16 protein-coding genes and 1 pseudogene are annotated in these 21,406 nt (G+C 65.4%); 8 read left to right on the top strand and 9 right to left on the bottom strand.

Going from position 1 to position 21,406, the window contains the following annotated elements; translation table 11 throughout:
* The first annotated feature begins 102 nt into the window (after window positions 1–102).
* From sucC to AVCA_RS13520, 4 genes are all read left to right on the top strand, one after another.
* Window positions 103–1,272, top strand: a complete 1,170-nt coding sequence (gene sucC, locus AVCA_RS13535; RefSeq protein ID WP_012701527.1) for an ADP-forming succinate--CoA ligase subunit beta — start codon at window positions 103–105, stop codon at window positions 1,270–1,272.
* On the top strand, window positions 1,269–2,156 hold the full coding sequence (sucD, locus tag AVCA_RS13530; protein WP_012701526.1) for a succinate--CoA ligase subunit alpha: 888 nt from the start codon (window positions 1,269–1,271) through the stop codon (window positions 2,154–2,156). Before sucC ends, sucD begins: the two co-directional genes overlap by 4 nt.
* Window positions 2,157–2,264: 108 nt before the next feature.
* On the top strand, window positions 2,265–2,996 hold the full coding sequence (locus AVCA_RS13525; protein ID WP_012701525.1) for a DUF599 domain-containing protein: 732 nt from the start codon (window positions 2,265–2,267) through the stop codon (window positions 2,994–2,996).
* Between the two features lie 26 nt (window positions 2,997–3,022).
* Entirely contained in the window at window positions 3,023–3,955 is a 933-nt protein-coding gene (locus AVCA_RS13520) for a DMT family transporter (RefSeq protein ID WP_012701524.1), read from the top strand.
* Window positions 3,956–4,046: 91 nt separating this feature from the next.
* Here AVCA_RS13520 and AVCA_RS13515 read toward each other — a convergent pair.
* The 9 genes and pseudogenes from AVCA_RS13515 to gloB all read right to left on the bottom strand — a co-directional run.
* Window positions 4,047–5,315: pseudogene (locus tag AVCA_RS13515) on the bottom strand (uracil-xanthine permease family protein); the annotation flags it as partial.
* A 127-nt stretch (window positions 5,316–5,442) separates the two neighbouring features.
* On the bottom strand, window positions 5,443–6,237 hold the full coding sequence (gene fabI, locus AVCA_RS13510) for an enoyl-ACP reductase FabI (protein ID WP_012701522.1): 795 nt from the start codon (window positions 6,235–6,237) through the stop codon (window positions 5,443–5,445).
* A 19-nt stretch (window positions 6,238–6,256) separates the two neighbouring features.
* On the bottom strand, window positions 6,257–7,870 hold the full coding sequence (locus AVCA_RS13505) for an ABC transporter ATP-binding protein (RefSeq protein ID WP_012701521.1): 1,614 nt from the start codon (window positions 7,868–7,870) through the stop codon (window positions 6,257–6,259).
* Between the two features lies 1 nt (window position 7,871).
* Entirely contained in the window at window positions 7,872–8,891 is a 1,020-nt protein-coding gene (locus AVCA_RS13500) for an ABC transporter permease (RefSeq protein WP_012701520.1), read from the bottom strand.
* 2 nt (window positions 8,892–8,893) lie between these two features.
* Window positions 8,894–9,979 (bottom strand): microcin C ABC transporter permease YejB, encoded by a 1,086-nt coding sequence (locus tag AVCA_RS13495; RefSeq protein WP_012701519.1) that lies wholly within the window; start codon window positions 9,977–9,979, stop codon window positions 8,894–8,896.
* On the bottom strand, window positions 9,980–11,821 hold the full coding sequence (locus AVCA_RS13490; protein WP_012701518.1) for an extracellular solute-binding protein: 1,842 nt from the start codon (window positions 11,819–11,821) through the stop codon (window positions 9,980–9,982).
* Window positions 11,818–13,647, bottom strand: a complete 1,830-nt coding sequence (locus AVCA_RS13485; RefSeq protein WP_012701517.1) for an extracellular solute-binding protein — start codon at window positions 13,645–13,647, stop codon at window positions 11,818–11,820. The genes AVCA_RS13490 and AVCA_RS13485 overlap by 4 nt, the downstream gene beginning before the upstream one ends.
* A gap of 165 nt (window positions 13,648–13,812) precedes the next feature.
* A complete protein-coding gene (locus tag AVCA_RS13480) occupies window positions 13,813–15,153 on the bottom strand; it encodes a transglycosylase SLT domain-containing protein (protein WP_012701516.1) in 1,341 nt (446 codons plus the stop codon).
* Between the two features lie 98 nt (window positions 15,154–15,251).
* Complete coding sequence (gene gloB, locus AVCA_RS13475) at window positions 15,252–16,028, bottom strand: hydroxyacylglutathione hydrolase (protein ID WP_012701515.1); 777 nt, start codon at window positions 16,026–16,028, stop codon at window positions 15,252–15,254.
* Between the two features lie 178 nt (window positions 16,029–16,206).
* On the opposite strand from gloB, the gene AVCA_RS13470 reads away from it, so the two are divergent.
* Genes AVCA_RS13470 through AVCA_RS13455 form a run of 4 tightly spaced genes read left to right on the top strand, consistent with a single transcriptional unit; the run spans window position 16,207 to window position 20,479 of the window.
* Window positions 16,207–16,971 (top strand): class I SAM-dependent methyltransferase, encoded by a 765-nt coding sequence (locus AVCA_RS13470; protein ID WP_012701514.1) that lies wholly within the window; start codon window positions 16,207–16,209, stop codon window positions 16,969–16,971.
* Complete coding sequence (gene rnhA / locus AVCA_RS13465; RefSeq protein WP_012701513.1) at window positions 16,972–17,430, top strand: ribonuclease HI; 459 nt, start codon at window positions 16,972–16,974, stop codon at window positions 17,428–17,430.
* A gap of 17 nt (window positions 17,431–17,447) precedes the next feature.
* A complete protein-coding gene (gene dnaQ / locus AVCA_RS13460; RefSeq protein WP_012701512.1) occupies window positions 17,448–18,182 on the top strand; it encodes a DNA polymerase III subunit epsilon in 735 nt (244 codons plus the stop codon).
* A gap of 56 nt (window positions 18,183–18,238) precedes the next feature.
* Entirely contained in the window at window positions 18,239–20,479 is a 2,241-nt protein-coding gene (locus tag AVCA_RS13455; RefSeq protein WP_012701511.1) for an Orn/Lys/Arg family decarboxylase, read from the top strand.
* Window positions 20,480–21,406 lie beyond the last annotated feature (927 nt).

Below are 21,406 nucleotides of genomic sequence, written 5' to 3'. Positions count from 1 at the left end.
TCTGCCGCGCTGCTTTCGCTGGTATGGTATGGTCGTGGTGTCGGCATGGTCCGGCACCATGCCGCGCAAGGACAGCCATAAAAACCAGAACGGTACCCAGACATGAATCTCCATGAATATCAGGGCAAGCAGCTTTTCGCCGAATATGGTTTACCCGTGTCCCGAGGCGTTGCCATCGATACCCCGGAGGCCGCGGCGGAGGCCTGCGACAGGATTGGCGGCGACTGCTGGGTCGCGAAGGTCCAGGTGCATGCCGGCGGTCGTGGCAAGGCCGGTGGCGTCAAGCTGGTCAAGAGCCGGGAGGAGGCGAAGGTCTTCGCCGTCAACTGGCTGGGCAAGCGACTGGTGACCTACCAGACCGACGCTTCGGGGCAGCCGGTCGGCAAGATCCTGGTCGAGGCCTGCACCGAGATCGAGCGGGAGCTTTACCTGGGAGCGGTGGTCGATCGCTCGAGCCGCCGCATCGTCTTCATGGCCTCGACCGAGGGCGGGGTGAACATCGAGCAGGTCGCCCATGAAACGCCCGAGAAGATCCTCAAGGCCAGCATCGACCCCCTGGTCGGCGCCCAGCCGTTCCAGGCCCGCGACCTGGCCTTCCGGCTGGGTCTCGAAGGCGATCAGCTCAAGCAGTTCACCCATATCTTCATCGGTCTGGCCAAGCTGTTCCAGGAGCACGATCTGGCCCTGGTGGAGGTGAATCCGCTGGTGGTCCAGAAGGACGGCAATCTGCTCTGCCTGGACGCCAAGATCAATCTCGATACCAACGCCCTGTTCCGCCAACCCAGACTGCGCGCCATGCACGACCCTTCCCAGGACGATCCCCGCGAAGTGCATGCGGCGAAGTGGGAGCTGAACTACGTGGCCCTCGAGGGCAACATCGGCTGCATGGTCAACGGCGCCGGACTGGCCATGGGCACCATGGACATCGTCAATCTCCATGGGGGCCGGCCGGCCAACTTCCTCGACGTCGGCGGCGGCGCGACCAAGGAGCGGGTGACCGAGGCCTTCAAGATCATTCTCTCCGATGCCAAGGTAAAAGCCGTGCTGGTCAACATCTTCGGCGGCATCGTGCGCTGCGACATGATCGCCGAAGGCATCATCGGCGCGGTCCGGGAGGTAGGCGTCAAGGTTCCGGTGGTGGTCCGCCTGGAGGGCAACAACGCGGAACTGGGCGCCGAGATGCTGGCCCGGAGCGGCCTGAACATCATTCCGGCCAGCACCCTGACCGATGCGGCGGTGCAGGTGGTCAAGGCAGCGGAGGACAACCCATGAGTATTTTGGTCAACAAGGACACCAAGGTCATCTGCCAGGGATTCACCGGTAGCCAGGGGACCTTCCACAGCGAACAGGCCATTGCCTATGGCACCCGGATGGTCGGAGGCGTGACGCCGGGCAAGGGAGGACTCGTCCATCTCGACCTGCCGGTATTCGACACGGTCCGCGAGGCCGTGGAGGCCACCGGCGCCGACGCCTCGGTCATCTACGTACCCGCGCCCTTCTGCAAGGATTCCATTCTCGAGGCGGCTTTCGCCGGTGTCCGGCTGATCGTCTGCATCACCGAGGGCGTACCGACCCTCGACATGCTGCAGGTCAAGCTCAAGTGCGACGAGCTGGGCGTGCGCCTGATCGGCCCCAACTGTCCGGGCGTGATCACTCCCGGCGAGTGCAAGATCGGCATCCAGCCGGGCAATATCCACATGCCGGGCAGGGTCGGCATCGTTTCCCGGTCGGGCACCCTGACTTACGAGGCGGTGAAGCAGACCACCGACGCGGGCTTCGGCCAGTCCACCTGCGTGGGTATCGGTGGCGACCCGATTCCGGGGTCCAGTTTCATCGATATCCTCGGTCTGTTCCAGGACGATCCGCAGACCGAAGCCATCGTGATGATCGGCGAAATCGGCGGCAGTGCCGAGGAGGAGGCGGCGGCCTACATCAAGGCCAAGGTCGACAAGCCGGTGGTTTCCTACATCGCCGGCGTCACCGCGCCCTCGGGCAAGCGCATGGGGCATGCCGGTGCGATCATCTCCGGCGGCAAGGGCACTGCGGACGAGAAGTTCGCCGCCCTGCAGGATGCCGGCGTGCAGACCGTGCGTTCCCTGGCGGATATCGGCAAGGCCCTGGCCGAACTGACCGGCTGGGAGAGGAAGCAGTCCTGAGCCCGGCGATTTCCCGACAAGGAAATGCCGGCCGCTCCTTCGACTGGCATTTTCTCGTCGTCTGGGTAAAGTGACGGGCTTCTCGCGTTGCCGTGGCCAGGAGTACCGATGTTCAGCGCCGAAAGCTATCTGCCTCATCTGCTCGCCATCATCTGGTTCGTGCTCTGCTGGGCAGGCTATACCCGCTATGCCATCTGGAAGGGGCGCGACACACCCTGCCTGGCCAGCATCATGCACCTCTATCGGGAGGACTGGATGCGCCGCCTGCTGCAGCGCGACAGCCGCATCGCCGACGCCAGCGTGATCGGCAGCCTGGAGCGCAGCGCCTCCTTCTTCGCTTCCAGCACCCTGATCATTCTCGCCGGCATTCTCACCTTGCTGGGTTCGTCCGAACGGGCGATTTCCCTGCTGGCCGAGCTGCCCCTCGTTCAGGTGACCACCCGCGAGCTGTCGGAAATCAAGCTGCTTTGCCTGTGCGTGGTGTTCGTCTATGCCTTCTTCACCTTCAGTTGGTGCATGCGCCAGTACAATTTCGCCGCAGTGCTGGTCGGCGCCGCGCCGATGGTAGGAGAGCGGCACGTCACCGAGCAGGAGCGCGAGGCTTTCGCCGAGCGCGTCGCACGGGTGATCTCGCTGGCCGCCAACCAGTTCAACTTCGGTCTGCGCGCCTATTATTTCGGCCTGGCCATGCTGGCCTGGTTCATCAACCCCTGGGTGTTCATGCTGGTCACGGCCGGCGTAGTCATAGTGCTCTACCACCGGGAGTTCCATTCCGAGGTGCTGGAGGTCATGGTCTATACGCCGACCCCGCCCCTGGTGCCCCTGAGGGAAGAGAAGTAGCCTTTCTGTCTGCGCTGGATGTCCCGATGAAGCGATTGCTGACCAATCCCTATCTGCTGCTCACCCTGGCATCGCTGTTCTGGTCGGGAAACATGGTCATGGGCCGTGGCTTGCGTGGCGACCTGCCGCCGGTGGGGCTGGCCTTCTGGCGCTGGACCATCGCCTTCCTGCTGGTGCTGCCGCTCGCCCTGCCGCATCTGCGCAAGCAATGGCCGGCTCTGCGCGCGGGCTGGCGGCCCTTGCTCCTGCTCGGCGTGCTGGGCGTCGGCTGTTACAACACCTTTTCCTACATCGCCCTGCAGTACACCACGGCGACCAGCGCCATCCTGCTCAACTCCTTCATTCCCGTGGCGACCATCGCCCTGGCTTTCCTGCTCTTCGGCAAGCGTCTCAGCCGCCAGGAGGCCCTTGGCGTGATCGTTTCGCTGGCCGGAGCGCTGACCCTGGTGGTCCAGGGCAGCCTCGACAGGCTCCTGGCCCTCAGCCTGAACGTCGGCGATCTGTGGATGCTCGCGGCGGTGCTGTCCTGGGGACTCTACACCGTGGGCCTGCAGTGGCGCCCGCAGGGCGTGCACCCGATGCTGCTCCTGGCGGCGTGCATCGCGGTCGGCCTGGTGGCCCAGGTTCCGGCCTACGCCTGGGAGGTCGCTGAGGGACGTTCGATCGTGCTCAATGTCCAGTCCGTCGGCGGCATCCTCTACGCGGGCGTGGTGGCGGCCTTCCTGGGGTTTCTCTGCTACAACGCCGGCGTCGCCGCCATCGGGCCGGCGCGGGGCTCGCTGTTCATCCACCTGATGCCGGTGTTCGGCACCATTCTCTCGGCGCTGCTGCTGGGCGAGCGGCCGCATCTTTATCACCTGGCCGGCATCGCCCTGGTCTTCGCCGGAATCGCGCTGACCATGCGCCGTCCGGCCGTGCCCGGCGGCGTGCCGCTGCCGGCCGGCGAATCGCGGCCCTGACCGGATTCCGGCTTCAGGGCCGGACGCTTTCCTCGCGTGGCAGCGACAGGTCGAGGAGGATCGCCGTCAGGCCGCCGCTGGTGATCGCCTAATCGAACAGGTTGCGCACGAGTTCGGGCATCTGCTGCAAGAGTTGCGGCTGTGCGGCGACGCCGAGGCCGATGCCGAGGGAGGCGGCGACGATCAGTGTGTCGCGACGGTCCAGGGTGGTTCGGGCGAGGATGCGGATGCCGGCCGCGGCGACGCTGCCGAACATGATCAGGGTGGCACCGCCCAGCACCGGCTTGGGGATCTGCTGCAGCAGCGCGCCGAGTGCCGGGATCAGGCCGAAGGCGGCGAGGATGATGCCGATGTAGAGGCCGACATGGCGGCTGGCCACGCCGGTCATCTGGATCACGCCGTTGTTCTGCGCGAAGGTGGTGTTGGGAAAGGCACCGAGGCTGGCGGCGATCAGGCAACTGATGCCATCGCCGAGCACACCGCCTTTGAGTCTGTCCAGATAGGGCGGACCGGAGATCGGCTGGCGCGACAGCAGGCAGTTCGCGGTGAGGTCGCCGACCGTCTCGATAGTGCTGATCAGATAGACCAGCGCCACCGGCACGAAAGCCGCCCAGGCGAAATCGAAACCGTAGCGGAAGGGCTGCGGTACGCTGAGCGCCGGCAGTTCCGGCAAGGCCTGGGGGACCAGCCGGCCGGACAGCCAGGCCACCAGGCTGCCGAAGGCCAGGGCGACGACGATCGCCGAAAGGCGCAGCAGGGGCCGGCGGGAGCGGTTGAGCAGGACGATGGTCAGCAGCACCAGCGCACCCAGCGCGAGATTGCCCGGGGCACCGAAATCCGCGGCGCCGAAGCCGCCGCCGATATCGGTGATGCCGACCTTGATCAGGCTGGTGCCGATCAGGGTGATGACGATGCCGGTGGTCAGCGGGCTGATCACCCGACGCAACTGGCCGATGAAGCGACTGAGAACGATCTGCACGAAGGCACCGAGAAAGCACACACCGAAAATCAGCGCGAGAATCTCTTCGGGGCCGCCGCCGCGGCTCTTGGCCAGCAGGCCGGCGGCGAGCACCGCGCCGAGGAAGGTGAAGCTGGTGCCCTGCAGGCAGATCATCCCGGCACCGATGCCCAGCGGCCGCCAGGCCTGGAGAAAGGTGCCGACACCGGAAACCAGCAACGCCATGCTGATCAGATAGGGCAACTGCTCGCCCAGACCGAGCACCGTGCCGATCACCAGTGGCGGGGTGATGATGCCGACGAAGCTGGCGAGGATGTGCTGCAGTGCGGCGAAGAGGGAGGGGAGCGGGGCAGGGCGGTCGTCCAGACCGTAGATCAGTTCGGCGGGGGATTGCTCGTGCATGGTGGCATCGACCTCGGACGGAAAGGGACGCATCGAGATGGGCACGGAAACGACAATGCCCGCATCCTGCGATGCGGGCATTGTCGTCGGCGACCGTCCGGACCGCCAGCCTGCTAGGGCGGACGGGTCAGTCTTCCAGCGGCCCCATGGCGGTGGTGTTGAAGCCACCGTCGACATAGAGGATTTCGCCGCTGATGCCCGAGGCCAGGTCGGAACAGAGGAAGGCGCCGGCGTTGCCGACTTCCTCGATGGTCACGTTGCGGCGCAGGGGCGTCTGGCGCTCGTTGGCGGCCAGCATCTTGCGGAAGCTGGCGATGCCGGAGGCGGCCAGGGTGCGGATCGGGCCGGCGGAGATGCAGTTGACGCGGGTGCCCTCCGGGCCGAGGCTGGCGGCCAGGTAGCGCACGCCGGCCTCCAGGCTGGCCTTGGCCATGCCCATCACGTTGTAGTTGGGCATGGTGCGCTCGGCACCCAGGTAGGACAGGGTCAGCAGGCTGCCGTTGCGGCCTTTCATCAGCTCGCGGCCGGCCTTGGCCAGGGCGACGAAGCTGTAGGCGCTGATGTCGTGGGCGATCTTGAAGCCGTCGCGGCTGGTGACCTCGGTGAAGTCGCCGTTGAGCTGGTCGCCGGGCGCGAAGCCGACCGAGTGGACGATGCAGTCCAGGCCGTCCCACTTCTTGCCCAGTTCCTCGAAAACCCTGGCGATGTCCTCGTCGCTGGCCACGTCGCAGGGGAAGCACAGCTCGGGGCTGGAGCCCCAGCCGGCGGCGAACTCCTCGACCCGACCCTTGAGCTTGTCGTTCTGATAGGTGAAGGCCAGTTCGGCACCTTCGCGGTGCATCGCGGCGGCGATACCGGAGGCGATGGACAGTTTGCTGGCGACGCCGACGATCAGTACGCGCTTACCGGCGAGAAATCCCATGGATCAGTTCCTCTTCTAGTTAATCGGCGCTGCCGGGAGCCAGGAAGGCGGCTTCCAGCAACTGCCGTGTATAAGTATGTCGCGGAGCGGCGAAGATATCCCGCGCCGCCCCCTGTTCGACCACCTGTCCCTGCCTGACCACCATCAACTGGTGGCTGAGCGCCTTGACCACCGCCAGGTCGTGGCTGATGAACAGGTAGGTCAGGTCGTACTTGCGCTGCAGCGAGCGCAGCAGCTCGACGACCTGGCGCTGTACCGTGCGGTCGAGCGCGGAAGTGGGCTCGTCCAGCAGGATCAGCGCCGGCTTCAGCACCAGCGCCCGGGCGATGGCGATCCGCTGCCGCTGTCCGCCGGAAAACTCGTGCGGGTAGCGGTGGCGGGTTTCCGGGTCCAGGCCGACCTCGCGCAGCGCCTCGACGATCGCCTGCTCCTGTTCGGCCAGCGTGCCGAGGCGGTGGATGCGCAGGCCCTCGCCGACGATCTGGCCCACCGACATGCGCGGGCTGAGGCTGCCGAAGGGATCCTGGAAGACCACCTGCATCTCCCGTCGCAGGGGGCGGATCTCGCCTTGCGACAGACCGTCCAGCGTCTGGCCGCGGAAGCGGATCGAGCCCTGGCTGGCGAGCAGGCGCAGGATCGCCAGGCCGAGGGTGGACTTGCCGGAACCGCTTTCCCCGACGATGCCCAGGGTCTGCCCGCGGCGCAGGCTGAAGCCGATGCCGTCCACCGCCTTGACGTGATCGACGGTACGGCGCAGCAGGCCCTTCTTGATCGGGAACCAGACGCGCAGGTCCTCGACCTCCAGCAGCGGCTCGCCGACCGGGTTGTCCGCCGGCGCCCCGCTGGGTTCGGCACCGAGCAATTCCTGAGTATAGGGATGCTTCGGCGCGTGGAAGATTTCCTCGCAGCCGGCCTGTTCGACGATGCGCCCGCCGCGCATGACACAGATCCGATGGGCGGTGCGCCGCACCAGGTTGAGGTCGTGGGTGATCAGCAGCAAGGCCATGCCCAGGCGGGCCTGCAGGTCCTTGAGCAGCTCGAGGATCTTCAACTGCACGGTGACGTCCAGCGCCGTGGTCGGCTCGTCGGCGATCAGCAGTTCGGGTTCGTTGGCCAGCGCCATGGCGATCATCACCCGTTGCCGCTGGCCGCCGGAAAGCTCGTGGGGATAAGCCTTGAGGCGCTTGTGCGGCTCGGGAATGCCGACCAGTTCGAGCAGCTCCAGGGTGCGCGCGGTGGCTGCCGCGCCGCGCAGGCCCTTGTGTAGGGCGAGAACCTCGTTGATCTGCTTCTCGATGCTGTGCAGCGGGTTCAGCGAGGTCATCGGCTCCTGGAAGACCATGGCGATGCGGTTGCCGCGGATGCCGCGCAGCCTGCGCTCGTCGAGCTGGAGCAGGTCCTGGCCGGCATAGCGGATGCTGCCGGACGGATGGCGGGCGAGCGGATAGGGCAGCAGACGCAGGATCGAGTGAGCAGTGACCGACTTGCCCGAACCGCTTTCGCCGACTAGGGCCAGGGTCTCGCCCCGCCGGATGTCGAAGCTGACGCCTTCCACCACGCGCTCCAGGCGATCGCCGCCGACGAACTCGACCGCGAGGTCGCGGATCTCGATGAGGTTCTGCGAATCGTTCATTTCACTTCCTCGGGTCGAAGGCATCGCGCGCCGCCTCGCCGATGAACACCAGCAGGCTGAGCATCAGCGCCAGCACCACGAAGGCGGTGATCCCCAGCCAGGGCGACTGCAGGTTGGCCTTGCCCTGGGCGACCAGTTCGCCGAGGGACGGCGCGCCGGGCGGCAGGCCGAAGCCGAGGAAGTCCAGGGCGGTGAGGGTGCCGATGGCGCCGGTGAGGATGAAGGGCATGAAGGTCATGGTCGAGACCATGGCGTTGGGCAGGATGTGCCGGTACATGATGGCGCCGTTGCTCATGCCCAGGGCACGGGCCGCGCGTACGTACTCCAGGTTGCGGCCGCGCAGGAACTCGGCGCGCACCACGTCGACCAGGCTCATCCAGGAGAACAGCAGCATGATGCCCAGCAGCCACCAGAAGTTGGGCTGGACGAAGCTGGCCAGGATGATCAGCAGGTAGAGCACCGGCAGGCCGGACCAGATCTCCAGGAAACGCTGGCCGAGCAGATCGACCCAGCCGCCGTGGAAGCCCTGCAAGGCGCCGACGACGACGCCGACGAGCGAACTGAGCAGGGTCAGGGTGATGGCGAACAGCACCGAGATGCGGAAGCCGTAGATGACCCGGGCGAGCACGTCGCGGCCCTGGTCGTCGGTACCCAGCCAGTTGACCTGCGACGGTGGCGCCGGTGTCGGGACGGTCAGTTCGTAGTTGATGCTCGAATAGCTGAAAGGGATCGGCGGCCAGAGCATCCAGCCATCCTTCTCTTCGATCAGGTCCCGGATGTAGGGGGTCTTGTAGTTGGTGGTCAGCGGGAACTCGCCGCCGAAGGTGGTCTCCGGATAGCGCTTGAACACCGGGAAATACCAGTCGCCGTCGTAGCGCACCAGCAGCGGCTTGTCGTTGGCGATCAGTTCGGCGCCGAGGCTTGCGGCGAACAGCGCGAGGAACAGCCAGAGCGACCACCAGCCGCGCCGGTGCGCCTTGAAGAGTTCCAGCCGGCGCCGGTTGAGGGGAGTCAGTTTCATGCTCAGCTCTCCCGGCTTTCGAAGTCGATGCGTGGATCGACCAGGGTGTAGGTGAGATCGCCGATCAGTTTCACGACCAGTCCCAGCAGGGTGAAGATGAAGAGGGTGCCGAACACCACCGGATAGTCGCGGTTGATCGCCGCCTCGAAGCTCAAGAGGCCCAGGCCGTCGAGGGAGAAGATCACCTCGATCAGCAGCGAGCCGGTGAAGAACAGGCCGATGAAGGCCGAGGGGAAGCCGGCGATGACGATCAGCATGGCGTTGCGGAACACGTGCCCGTAGAGCACGCGGTTCTTCGACAGGCCCTTGGCGCGCGCGGTGACCACGTACTGCTTGTTGATCTCGTCGAGGAAGCTGTTCTTGGTCAGCAGGGTGAGGGTGGCGAAGTTGCCGATCACCAGGGCGGTCACCGGCAGGGTCAGGTGCCAGAAGTAGTCGAGGATCTTGCCGCCCAAGCTGAGTTCGTCGAAGTTGTTCGAGGTCAGCCCGCGCAGCGGGAACCAGTCGAAATAGCTGCCGCCGGCGAACAGTACGATGAGCAGGATGGCGAACAGGAAGGCCGGGATCGCATAGCCGACGATGATCGCCGAACTGGTCCAGACGTCGAAGGCGCTGCCGTGGCGCACCGCCTTGGCGATCCCCAGGGGAATGGACACCAGGTACATGATCAGGGTGCTCCACAGCCCCAGGGAGATCGACACCGGCATCTTCTCGAGGATCAGGTCGGTGACCCTGGCGTCGCGGAAGAAGCTCTCGCCGAAGTCCAGCTTCAGGTAGTTGGTCAGCATCAGCCAGAAACGCTCGTGGGCCGGCTTGTCGAAGCCGTACATGCGCTCGATCTCGGCGATCAGATCGGGGTCCAGGCCCTGGGCGCCGCGGTAGCGGGAGCTGCCCCCGGAAACTTCGCCGCCGCCGCCGGAAATGCGGCCGGTGGCGCCGCCGGATGCGGCCTCGAAGCCTTCCAGTCTGGCGATGGTCTGCTCCACCGGGCCGCCGGGAGCGGCCTGGATGATGACGAAGTTGAGCAGCAGGATGCCGAACAGGGTCGGTACGATCAGCAGCAGGCGGCGCAGGATGTAGGCCAGCATCTATCGACCTTCCTCCTTGTGCGCCACCGCTTCGTCCCGGGGCTGCGGCTTGTCGCTGTCCTGCCACCAGGTCATCAGGCCGTAGTCGTACAGCGGCGTCTTCTGCGGCTGGCCGAACCTGTTCCAGTAGGCGATGCGCCAAGTGTTCACATGGTAGTTGGGCACCACGTAGAAGCCCCACTGCAGGGCACGGTCGAGGGCGCGGGCGTGGGCGACCAGGCCTTTCCGCGAGTCGGCGCGGATCAGCCCGTCGACCAGCCGGTCGACGGCCGGGTCGCGCAGGCCGATGAAGTTGCGGCTGCCGGGGTTGTCGGCGCTGCTGGAGTGCCAGAACTCGCGCTGCTCGTTGCCCGGCGAGTTGGACTGCGGCCAGGTGGCGCTGGTCATGTCGAAGTCGCGGTTGCGCATGCGGTTGATGTACTGGGGAACGTCGACGCGGCGGATCTGCATGTCGATGCCGAGTTCGCCGAGGTTGCGCTTGTAGGGCAGCAGGATGCGTTCCAGGTTGGTCTGGTGGAGCATGAATTCGAAGGCCAGCGGCTTGCCGTCGGGGCCGACCATGCGGTCGTTCTCGATGCGGTAGCCGGCTTCCTGGAGCAACTGGTAGGCACGGCGCTTCTGGTCGCGGATGATGCCGTCGCCGTTGGTCACCGGCGGCCGGTAGACCTCGCTGAACACCTCCGGCGGCAACTGTTCGCGCAAGGGTTCGAGAATCTTCAGCTCTTCCTTGTCGGGCAACTGGTGGGCGGCCATTTCCGAGTTCTCGAAGTAGCTGCTGGTGCGCTTGTAGGAACTGAAGAACAGTTGCTTGTTCGACCATTCGAAGTCGAACAGCAGGCCGAGCGCCTCGCGCACGCGGCGGTCCTGGAAGAGGGGCCGGCGGATGTTGAAGGCGAAGGCCTGCATGCCGACCGGGTTGTGGTTGGGGACGGCCTTCTTGATCATCCGGCCGTCATTGAGGGCGGCGGATTCGTAGCCGGTGGCCCAATCCTTGGCGGAGTATTCGAGGTTGAGGTCGAACTGCCCGCCCTTGAAGGCTTCCAGGGCGACCGACATGTCGCGGTAGTAGTCGACGACGATGGCGTCGAAGTTGTACTGGCCGCGGGAGACCGGCAGGTCCTTGGCCCACCAGTCCGCGACCCGCTCGTAGCGGATGGAGCGACCGGACTCCAGCTTGGCGACACGGTACGGCCCGCTGCCGAGCGGCGCTTCCAGGCTGGTCTTGGCGAAGTCGCGGCTTTCCCACCAGTGCTTGGGCAGGATCTGCAACTGGCCGAGGATCAGCGGCAGCTCGCGGTTGTCGCGGTGCTTGAAGTCGAAGCGTACCTTCAGCGGCTCCTCGACCACCACCTGGGCGACGTCCGCGTAGTAGTGGCGGTACATCGGGTCGCCGTGCTCGATCAGGGTCTCGAAGGTGAATTTCACATCCTCGGCGGTGATCGGCCGGCCGTCGTGGAAGCGCGCCTTGGGATTGATGTAGAAGCGCACGAAGCCGTTGTCCGGGGCCTTCTCGATCTTCTCGGCGATGAGGCCGTATTCGGTGAAGGGCTCGTCCTGCGCATGATAGGTCAGGCTGTCGTAGACCATGCCGATGCGGCGTTCCACGTTGCCCTTGGGAATGAAGGGGTTGAGGCTGTCGAAGCCACCGTAGTCGGCCAGGCGCAGCGTGCCTCCCTTCGGTGCGTCCGGATTGACGTACTCGAAGTGCCGGTAGTCGGCCGGGTACTTGGGCGGCTCGTCGTACAGGGTGATGGCGTGCTGCGGGTCTGCCTGGACCAGGCCGGCGAAACCGAGCAACAACAGGCCGGCGCCGTGGAGCAGGGTGCGCAGGGAATGGGTCATCGGTCGTTCTCCTTGGTCTTCAGCCACCAGGCGCGCAGGCCCAGCGTGTAGGGGGGCGTGGCGACGAAGGCGAACCGGTTGCGGTACGCCAGGCGGTGATGATTGATGTACCAGTTGGGGATGCTGTAGTGCTGCCAGAGCAGGACGCGATCCAGGGCGCGGACGGCGGCGACCTGCTGTTCCCGGGTCTGTGCCGCCAGCAGGCTCTCCAGCAGGCCGTCGACCACCGGGTTGGCGATGCCCGCGTAGTTCTTGCCGCCCTTCACGCCAATCTGGCTGGAGTGGAAGTAGAACCACTGCTCGAGGCCGGGGCTGAGGGTCTGCGGCAGGGTCAGCAGGATCATGTCGTAGTCGAAATGGTCCAGCCGCTGCTTGTACTGGGCGCGATCCACGGTACGCAACTGCGCCTCGATGCCGATGCCGGCGAGGTTTTCGCTGTAGGGCTGGAGAATGCGCTCCAGGCTGGGATTGACCAGCAGGATCTCGAAGCGCAGCGGCTGGCCGCGGGCATCGACCAGTCGCTGGCCGGAGAGCTTCCAGCCGGCCGCGCCGAGCAGGGCCAGGGCGCGGCGCAGGGTTTCGCGCGGGATGCCGTGGCCGTCGGTCTTCGGCATCGGGAAAGGCTCGCGGAACAGGCGCTCGGGCAATTGCTGGCGATACCTGGAAAGTAGCAGCCACTCTTCCCCCTCCGGCTTGCCGGCGGCGGAAAACTCGCTGTTCGGGTAGTAGCTCTCGGCGCGCCGGTAGGCGCCGTAGAACAGGGCGCGATTGGTCCATTCGAAATCGAACATCAGCCCCAGGGCCTCGCGCACCCTGGCATCGGCGAAGGTGCTGCGGCGGGTGTTCATGAACAGCGCCTGGGTCTGGGTCGGAATCCGGTGCGGGATCTCGGCGTGGATCACCTGGCCCGCCTGTACGGCCGGAAAATGGTAGCCCCCGGCCCAGTTCTTCGCCTGGTGCTCGATATAGAAGTCGAACTGCCCGGCCTTGAACGCCTCGAAGGCGACGCCGCTGTCGCGGTAGAAGTCCACATCCACCCGGTCGAAGTTGTACTTGCCGCGGTTGATCGGCAGCTTGGCGCCCCACCAGTTCTTCACCCGCTCGAACACCAGGCGGCGCCCCGGCTGCACCTGAACGATGCGGTAGGGGCCGCTGCCCAGGGGCGGCTCGAAGGTGGTGGCCTTGAAGTCGCGGTTCTTCCAGTAGTGCTGGGGGAGCACCGGCAACTCGCCGAGGCGCAGGATCAGCAGCGGATTGCCCGAGCGCTTGAAGACGAAGCGGATGCGCTGGCGGCCGAGGACGTCGACCCGCTGCACCTCGCGCAGCTCGGCGCGGTACTGGGGATGGCCCTCCTGGCTGAGCAGGCGGTAGGAGAAGGCCACGTCCTGGGCCGTGATCGGCTTGCCGTCATGGAAGCGGGCCGCCTGGCGCAGGTTGAACACCACCCAACTGCGGCTTTCGTTGTATTCGACGGATTCGGCGATCAGGCCATAGCTGGAGGCGGGCTCGTCCCCGGAGGGATCGTAGACCCCGGAGCCGGCCATCAGCGGCTCGTTCAGCTCGTTGATGCCGTACTGCAGGAAGTCGGCCGTTGCCGACGGGCTGGTTCCCTTGAAGCTGTAGGGGTTCAGCGTATCGAAGGTGCCGAGGGCCATCAGGCGCAGCGTGCCCCCCTTGGGGGCCTCGGGGTTGACCCAGTCGAGATGCTGGAAACCGACGGGATACTTGAGCACGCCGAACTGGGCGTAGCCATGGCTTTCGGTGATGCGCGCGATCGCCGGCCCGCTCGCGAGCAGACTGAGCAACAGCAGACAGAGGGGACGCATCGGTAGGAGGGTCCGATCCATGGCGACTTCTGGACATTCGGGCCGCTACAGTAACAGCTTGTCAGCCTTGGAAAAAGCTCGCGCTCCCGGCCCCTCCTCGTGTCGGACGGGGGCGGGAGACGGCGAACTTCCGCGGAACTCGAGATCGGACATCGCCGGCCGCTGTCAGTTCGCCAGGAAGAGGGTCAGGGTCTGCCCCGGGCGGATGGTCCGGCCGCTCAGGGAATTCCAGCGCTGCAATGTCTTGGTGTCCACCTGGAAGCGCTGGGCGATGCGGTGGAGCGAATCCCCCTTGCGCACCTTGTAGTAGGTCACCGCCTTGCGCTTCTTGCCGGCGACGGACGTCCGCCGCGGCGGCCGCTCTTCCTCCAGGGCCAGCAGCCGTGCGGCGCTGGGCGGCGTGGTGGCCTGCTGCAGGCTGAAGGTCCGATGCAGTTCCGGCCTTCTCGGGCGGACGCCGCCGTGGCTGGCGGCCAGGCGCTGTTTCCGCCATTCGGCCAGTTGCTCGGGCGTGCGTCCCAGGCTGAGCTGCAGCCGTTCGGCGCTTTCGGTCGGCACCAGCAGGTACTGGGGCCCGTCCAGGGTGATGCCGCGCTTGTAGGCCGGGTTCAGCCGCAACAGTTCGCCCTTGTCTATGCCGGCCATCTCGGCGAGGCGCGACAGCTCCATGCTGCCGCCGATCTCCACCCGATCGAAATAGGGCTCGTTGGCGATCGGGCTCAGGCTGATGCCATAGGCTTCGGGAGTCATGATCACCTGGGACAGGGCCAGCAGCTTGGGCACGTAGTCCTGGGTTTCCTTGGGCAGCGGCAGGTTCCAGTAGTCGGTGGGCAGGCCGAGCCGGCGGTTGCGCTCGATGGCCCGGCTGACCGTGCCCTCGCCGGCGTTGTAGGAGGCCAGGGCGAGCAGCCAGTCGCCGTTGAACATGTCGTGAAGCTTGGAGAGGTACTCGATCGCCGCCTGGGTGGAGGCGGTGATGTCGCGGCGGCCGTCGTACCACTGGGTCTGGTGCAGGTTGTAGTCGCGACCGGTGGAGGGAATGAACTGCCAGAGGCCCACCGCATGGGCGCGGGAATAGGCGAGCGGGTTGTAGGCGCTCTCGATGACCGGCAGCAGGGCCAGCTCCAGCGGCATGCCACGTTCTTCCAGGCGCTCGACGATGTAATGCATGTAGAGGGCGCCGCGCTCGCTGACCTTGTCGATGTGCAACGGGTTGCTGACGAACCACAGGCGCTGGCGCTCGATGCGCGGGTTGACGTCTATCTCGTCCTGCAGCGAGAAACCTTCGCGCATGCGTACCCAGATGTCCTGAGGCTGCGCGCTGGCGGCCTGTTCCAGCCACAGTGTTTCGCGCTTGGGCTTCGCGACCAGGCGCGAATATTCGTCATCGGGTCGCTGATTGGTACTTTGGCAGCCTGCCAGTGCGGTGGCCAGGAGGGCGACGAGGAGCGGGCTACGCCTCGCCAGAACACCTGGGACAACGCCTCCTAAAAGTGACTTTGACATGGGCGAGTGGACAGTCCGGGCAAAAAAGTGGGCCGATTCTAGGAAGCGTCCCGAAGCAGGGTCAACCCGTCGGGAGTCCGTAAACTGTTGGTAGTTGTCTAGAAATTGTCCTTCCATGCCCGCAACTCCGTGAAAACTTGATCTGGGTCAAGCATTGGCTGGCCACAGCGGCGGGCCACTCTTTCTTTAACGGATGTTTCGCCGGTACGCAGGAAGGGGTTGGTTTCCCGTTCCAGGGCCAGTTCCGACGGCAGGCTGCCGCTTCCTGCGTTTCGCCAAGCGGTCACCTCGGCCAGGCGCCGGGCGATGGCGGGATTGTCCGGTTCCACCGCCTGGGCGAAACGCAGGTTGCTCAGGGTGTATTCGTGGCTGCAGTAGACCAGGGTCGCCTCGGGCAACCCGGCCAGCCGCTCCAGCGATCGGCGCATCTGGCCCGGCGTGCCTTCGAAGAGACGCCCGCAGCCGGCGGCGAACAGGGTGTCGCCACAGAACAGCCAGGGTTGTGCGGCGGCGTGGAAATAGGCGATGTGGCTGCGGGTGTGGCCGGGCACTTCGAGAATCCTGAAGGCGTAGCCGAGGACCTCGACGCTTTCGCCGTCGTGCAGCGTCAGATCCCGCGCCGGGATGCGCTCGTCGTCGGGGCCCAGCACCCGGGCCCCGGTCGTTCGCTTGAGGATTTCCGCGCCGCCGATGTGGTCGGCGTGATGGTGGGTGATGAGGATATCGGCGAGCTGCCAGCCGGGATTCGCCTCCAGCCAGGCGAGCACCGGCGTCGCATCGCCGGGGTCGACCACGGCGATGCGCCGGGTGGTGGGATCTTGCAGCAGCCAGATGTAGTTGTCCTGGAAGGCGGGGAGAGCATCTATCCGTACCATGCCGTCTTCGCGGGCGCCCCGGCATCGCGGTCTTGCCGGGCGGTTCCGCATTCTCCTGTCGGGTCTGTCCATCGGGGTTGAAGGGATCGCGGCACCGGGGTGTGTTGACGCTGGCGACCGCTAAACTTAAAAGGATTCGTTCCATCTTAGACCGAGCGTTCGCACGCAGGGAGTTTTCATGACCGACCGACCCTTCGCCAACGCCGATCCCCGCTGGCTGTCACTGGTGCGTGACGCCCGGGAATGGTTCGCCACGCCCCTGGGGCAGCAGATGCTGCAGGAGGAGCGACGCCTGCTCAAGGAGGAGTTGGCGCGCTTCTTCGGCGGTTACCTGGTGCATTACGGTCCGCCGGGCGACTTCGAGGGGACGGCGCAGATCCGTTGCTGCGTGCGCCTGGGCGCGCCCCTGCCGGGAGTGCAGATCGTCTGCGAGGAGCAGGCCTGGCCGCTGGCCGAACATGCCGCCGACGTGGTGGTGCTGCAGCACGCCCTGGACTTCAGCCTGTCGCCCCACGCGCTGCTGCGCGAGGCGGCGCGCAGTGTCCGCCCCGGCGGCCATCTCCTGGTGGTCGGCATCAATCCGCGCAGCCTCTGGGGCCTGCGCCGCCTTTTCGCCAGCGATGCGCTGCGCCAGGCCCGCTGCATCGGTTCCAGCCGGGTCGGCGACTGGCTGTCGTTGCTCGGTTTCGCGCTGGAGAAACGTCGCTTCGGATGCTATCGTCCGCCGCTTTCATCCCGCGCCTGGCAATCCCGCACCGCGCGCCTGGAGTCCTGGGGCGAGTCCTGGCAGATGCCGGGCGGCGGTTTCTACCTGCTGGTGGTGCGCAAGCTGGTGGTCGGCCTGCGGCCATTGCCGCAGACTCGCCGGGAGCCCATCGGCAAGCTGCTGCCGCTGCCGGTGGTCAAGGTCAGTGGGCGCGCGTCGTCGAAACATGAGGCTTGAGTGAGCGACAAGGTCGAGATCTATACCGATGGAGCCTGCAAGGGCAACCCCGGTCCCGGGGGCTGGGGCGCGCTGCTGGTCTGCCAGGGCGTCGAGCGCGAGCTCTGGGGCGGCGAGGCGGAAACCACCAACAACCGCATGGAGCTGACCGCGGCCATCCGCGCGCTGGCCGAACTCAAGCGGCCTTGCGAGGTGCACCTGACCACCGACTCCGAATACGTGATGCGCGGAATCCTGGAGTGGCTGCCGAACTGGAAGAAGCGCGGCTGGAAGACCGCCGCGCGCCAGCCGGTGAAGAACGCCGATCTCTGGCAGCAGCTCGACGAGCAGGTCGGCCGCCATCGGGTCACCTGGGGCTGGGTGCGCGGGCATACCGGCCATCCCGGCAACGAACGCGCCGATCTGCTGGCCAACCGCGGCGTCGCCGCCGCCCGCGCGCAGAAGAAACACGGCGTCTAGGAGGAGAGCGACAGAACATGCGCAGCGTCGTACTGGATACCGAAACCACCGGCATGCCGGTGACCGAAGGCCACCGGATCATCGAGATCGGCTGTGTCGAGCTGCAGGGGCGGCGTCTCACCGGGCGGCATTTCCACGTCTATCTGCAGCCGGACCGCACGGTGGACGAGGGCGCCGTCGCGGTGCACGGCATCACCGACGATTTCCTCGCCGACAAGCCGCGGTTCGCCGACATCGCCGAGGAGTTCTTCGAGTTCATCAAGGGCGCCCAACTGATCATCCACAACGCGGCGTTCGATATCGGCTTCATCGAGGACGAGTTCTCCCGGCTGGGACAGACCGAGCGCGCCGACGTCAATGCCCATTGCACGGTGCTCGACACCCTGCTGATGGCCCGCGAGCGCCACCCCGGCCAGCGCAACAGCCTCGACGCCCTGTGCAAGCGCTACGACGTCGACAACTCCAACCGCGACCTGCACGGCGCGCTGCTCGACGCCGAGATCCTCGCCGACGTCTGGCTGGCCATGACCGGTGGGCAGACGCACCTGTCGCTGTCCGGCGAGGGGAGCGAGAACGGGGGCCGCGCCCAGGCTTCGGCGATCCGCCGGCTGTCGCCGGAGCGTCAGCGCACCCGGGTGATCCGCGCCGGCGAGCAGGAGCTGGCCGCGCATGCCGAGCGGCTGGCGGCGATCGAGAAGGCCGCCGGCGCTCCGCCGCTGTGGCTGCAGATGGAGCAGGCGCAGCAGCAGTAGCCGGAAGGCCGTCGCCCTGGCTTATCCTGAGGCAAATCCTCCTCGGGACATGGTTCGTGTACAAAGACCTCGATTTTCCGATTCTCATCGTCCATCGCGACATCAAGGCCGACAGCGTCGCCGGCGAGCGCGTGCGGGCGATCGCCCGGGAACTGGAGCAGAACGGCTTCAGTATCCTTTCCAGCGCCAGTTCCAGCGAAGGGCGCATCGTCGCTTCGACCCACCACGGCCTGGCCTGCGTCCTGGTCGCCGCCGAGGGGGCAGGGGAAAACCCGCGCCTGCTGCAGGACATGTTCGAGCTGATCCGCCTCGCCCGTGCCCGTGCTCCGCAATTGCCGATCTTCGCCCTCGGCGAGCGGATCACCATCGAGAACGCTCCGGCCGAGGCGATGGCCAACCTCCACCAGTTGCGCGGCATCCTCTATCTGTTCGAGGACACCGTGCCCTTCCTGGCCCGCCAGGTCGCCCGCGCCGCCCGCGGCTACCTGGCCGGGCTGCTGCCGCCTTTTTTCAGCGCACTGGTCGAGCACACCCTGCAGTCCAACTACTCCTGGCACACGCCCGGTCACGGCGGCGGCGTGGCCTACCGCAAGAGCCCGGTGGGCCAGGCGTTCCACCAGTTCTTCGGCGAGAACACCCTGCGCTCCGATCTCTCGGTGTCGGTGCCGGAACTCGGCTCGCTGCTCGACCACACCGGCCCGCTGGCCGCGGCGGAACTCAGGGCGGCCCGCAATTTTGGCGCCGATCACACCTTTTTCGTGATCAATGGCACTTCGACCGCCAACAAGATCGTCTGGCATTCCATGGTCGCCCGCGACGACCTGGTGCTGGTCGACCGCAACTGCCACAAGTCGATCGTCCATGCCATCGTCATGACCGGAGCGATTCCCCTCTATCTGGTGCCGGAGCGCAACGAGCTGGGCATCATCGGGCCGATTCCGCTCAGCGAATTCAGCCGCGAATCGATCGCCGCGAAGATCGCCGCCAACCCCCTGGCTCGCGGCCGCGAGCCGCGGGTGAAGCTCGCCGTGGTGACCAACTCCACCTACGACGGCCTCTGCTACAACGCCGAGCTGATCAAGCGGACCCTGGGCGATAGCGTCGAGGTGCTGCACTTCGACGAGGCCTGGTTCGCCTACGCCGCCTTCCATGAGTTCTATGCCGGGCGCTACGGCATGGGCACCACGCGCTCGCCGGACGCTCCGCTGGTGTTCAGCACCCACTCCACCCACAAGCTGCTGGCGGCCTTCAGCCAGGCCTCGATGATCCACGTGCAGGACGGTGGACGCCGGCAACTGGACCGCGACCGCTTCAACGAAGCCTTCATGATGCACATCTCCACGTCCCCGCAGTACGGCATCCTCGCTTCGCTGGATGTCGCCTCGGCGATGATGGAGGGGCCGGCCGGCCGTTCGCTGATCCAGGAGACCTTCGACGAGGCGCTCAGTTTCCGTCATGCCCTGGCCAACCTGCGCCAGGGCCTGGCGGCGGACGACTGGTGGTTCGATATCTGGCAGCCGCCGCTCGGCGCGACCGGAGGGCAGGGGAACGCCGCCGACTGGCTGTTGACCCCGGCGGCCGACTGGCATGGTTTCGATGCCTTGCCGGAGGATTACGTGCTGCTCGATCCGATCAAGGTCACCCTGGTGACACCGGGGCTGGGGGGCGCCGGGCAGGGCATTCCGGCGGCGGTGGTCGGCCGCTTCCTGTGGGAGCGTGGCCTGGTGGTGGAAAAGACCGGCCTGTATTCCTTCCTGGTGCTGTTCTCCATGGGTATCACCAAGGGCAAGTGGAGCACCCTGCTGACCGAGTTGCTGGAGTTCAAGCGTTGCTACGACGCCAACCTGCCGCTGGAGCAGGTGCTGCCGTCCATCGCCGGGGCCGGCGGCGCCTGCTATGCCGGCATGGGGCTGCGCGATTTGTGCGACCAGTTGCACGACTTCAACCGGCAAAGCGCCCGGGCCAAGGCGCTCAAGCACTTGTACAGCCTGTTGCCGGAGATCGCCCTCAAGCCGGCGGATGCCTACGACAAGCTGGTGCGCGGCGAGGTCGAGGCGGTGCCCATCGAGCATCTCGAGGGACGCATCGCGGCGGTGATGCTGGTACCCTATCCACCGGGCATTCCCTTGATCATGCCGGGCGAGCGCTTCACCCGGACCACCAGGGCGATCGTCGAGTACCTGCATTCCACCCGCGCCTTCGATGCGCGCTTTCCGGGATTCGGCCTGGACGTACACGGCCTGCAGCATGAGGAGGGCCCGCAAGGGCGGGTCTACACGGTCGACTGTCTGTGCTGATCCATTGATCAACGCGGATGGGCCTGGCGCAGGCTTTTGCGCCAAGTTTGCGCCCCTGGCATCGACGATGCGCTTCGATAATCCACATCCATATATACGTATACAGCCATCATCCGAAATATTCCGAGACTTCACGGCGGCCAGACGACTGTCGGTCTGTCGATCGCCGTTTCGAATATCCCGGTCTCGCGGCCCTTCATGGAGGGCGCGGGGTTCATTGCACAACTGTTTCCCGGCTTTTCGAAAAAATGCTTGAAAAACAAGCGCGATGGCATTTCGATATTTTTCCGTCGGGAAACTCCGCGCGTTGTTCGAGCAGATTTCCATGGCAACTTTTCGATTTTCGAGATGGTTTTACAGGATTGTCTTAGTTGTTCTGTCGATAGATATGCGTGGCAATCTCTGTTTCGGTCGGTGGCTAGCCGGATATCGCGCTTCGATTTGTTGGCATTGTAATCCTCATGAAGGATGGCGATGAGCTTTTTTCAGTTATATTTTGCACTGCATAAATTTGCTTTTTGCTATTGAAAGGGGCCGTATTAACGAAGATTGCATACTTTTCATAGTTGCGGGTGGATTGTATGAGAGCGCGTTCGCTGGCATGTTCATCGTGCCAAAGCAAATCTAAAGGATTCTTTTTTGGCGGTGTTATTTTTTTGTTAAAATTTTTCAAATCAATAGCTTGTGTTTTTATTCGGGAAAAATTCCCGTCCGGCTGTGGTCTATCACGGAGATTCCCATTTTCGAGACGGTCTGGCCTCCTGAGTTGCCTGTTGGCGATGATCGCTTGTGTGCTTGATGGTTTTATCGTGATTGCCGTTTCGCTCGCTGTTTTTTGTGCTGCGTAAAAGGTGTTTTTCCTGTCTTGTGACGCTAGTGCAGTATCGATGCCATATTGCCCTCATGGATTTGTGCAAATTCGATTTG

It is taken from the genome of Azotobacter vinelandii CA (assembly GCF_000380335.1).
Taxonomy (GTDB): domain Bacteria; phylum Pseudomonadota; class Gammaproteobacteria; order Pseudomonadales; family Pseudomonadaceae; genus Azotobacter; species Azotobacter vinelandii.
The sequence above is the reverse complement of the archived record's forward strand: the minus strand, read 5'-3'. Positions and strand labels throughout refer to the sequence as shown.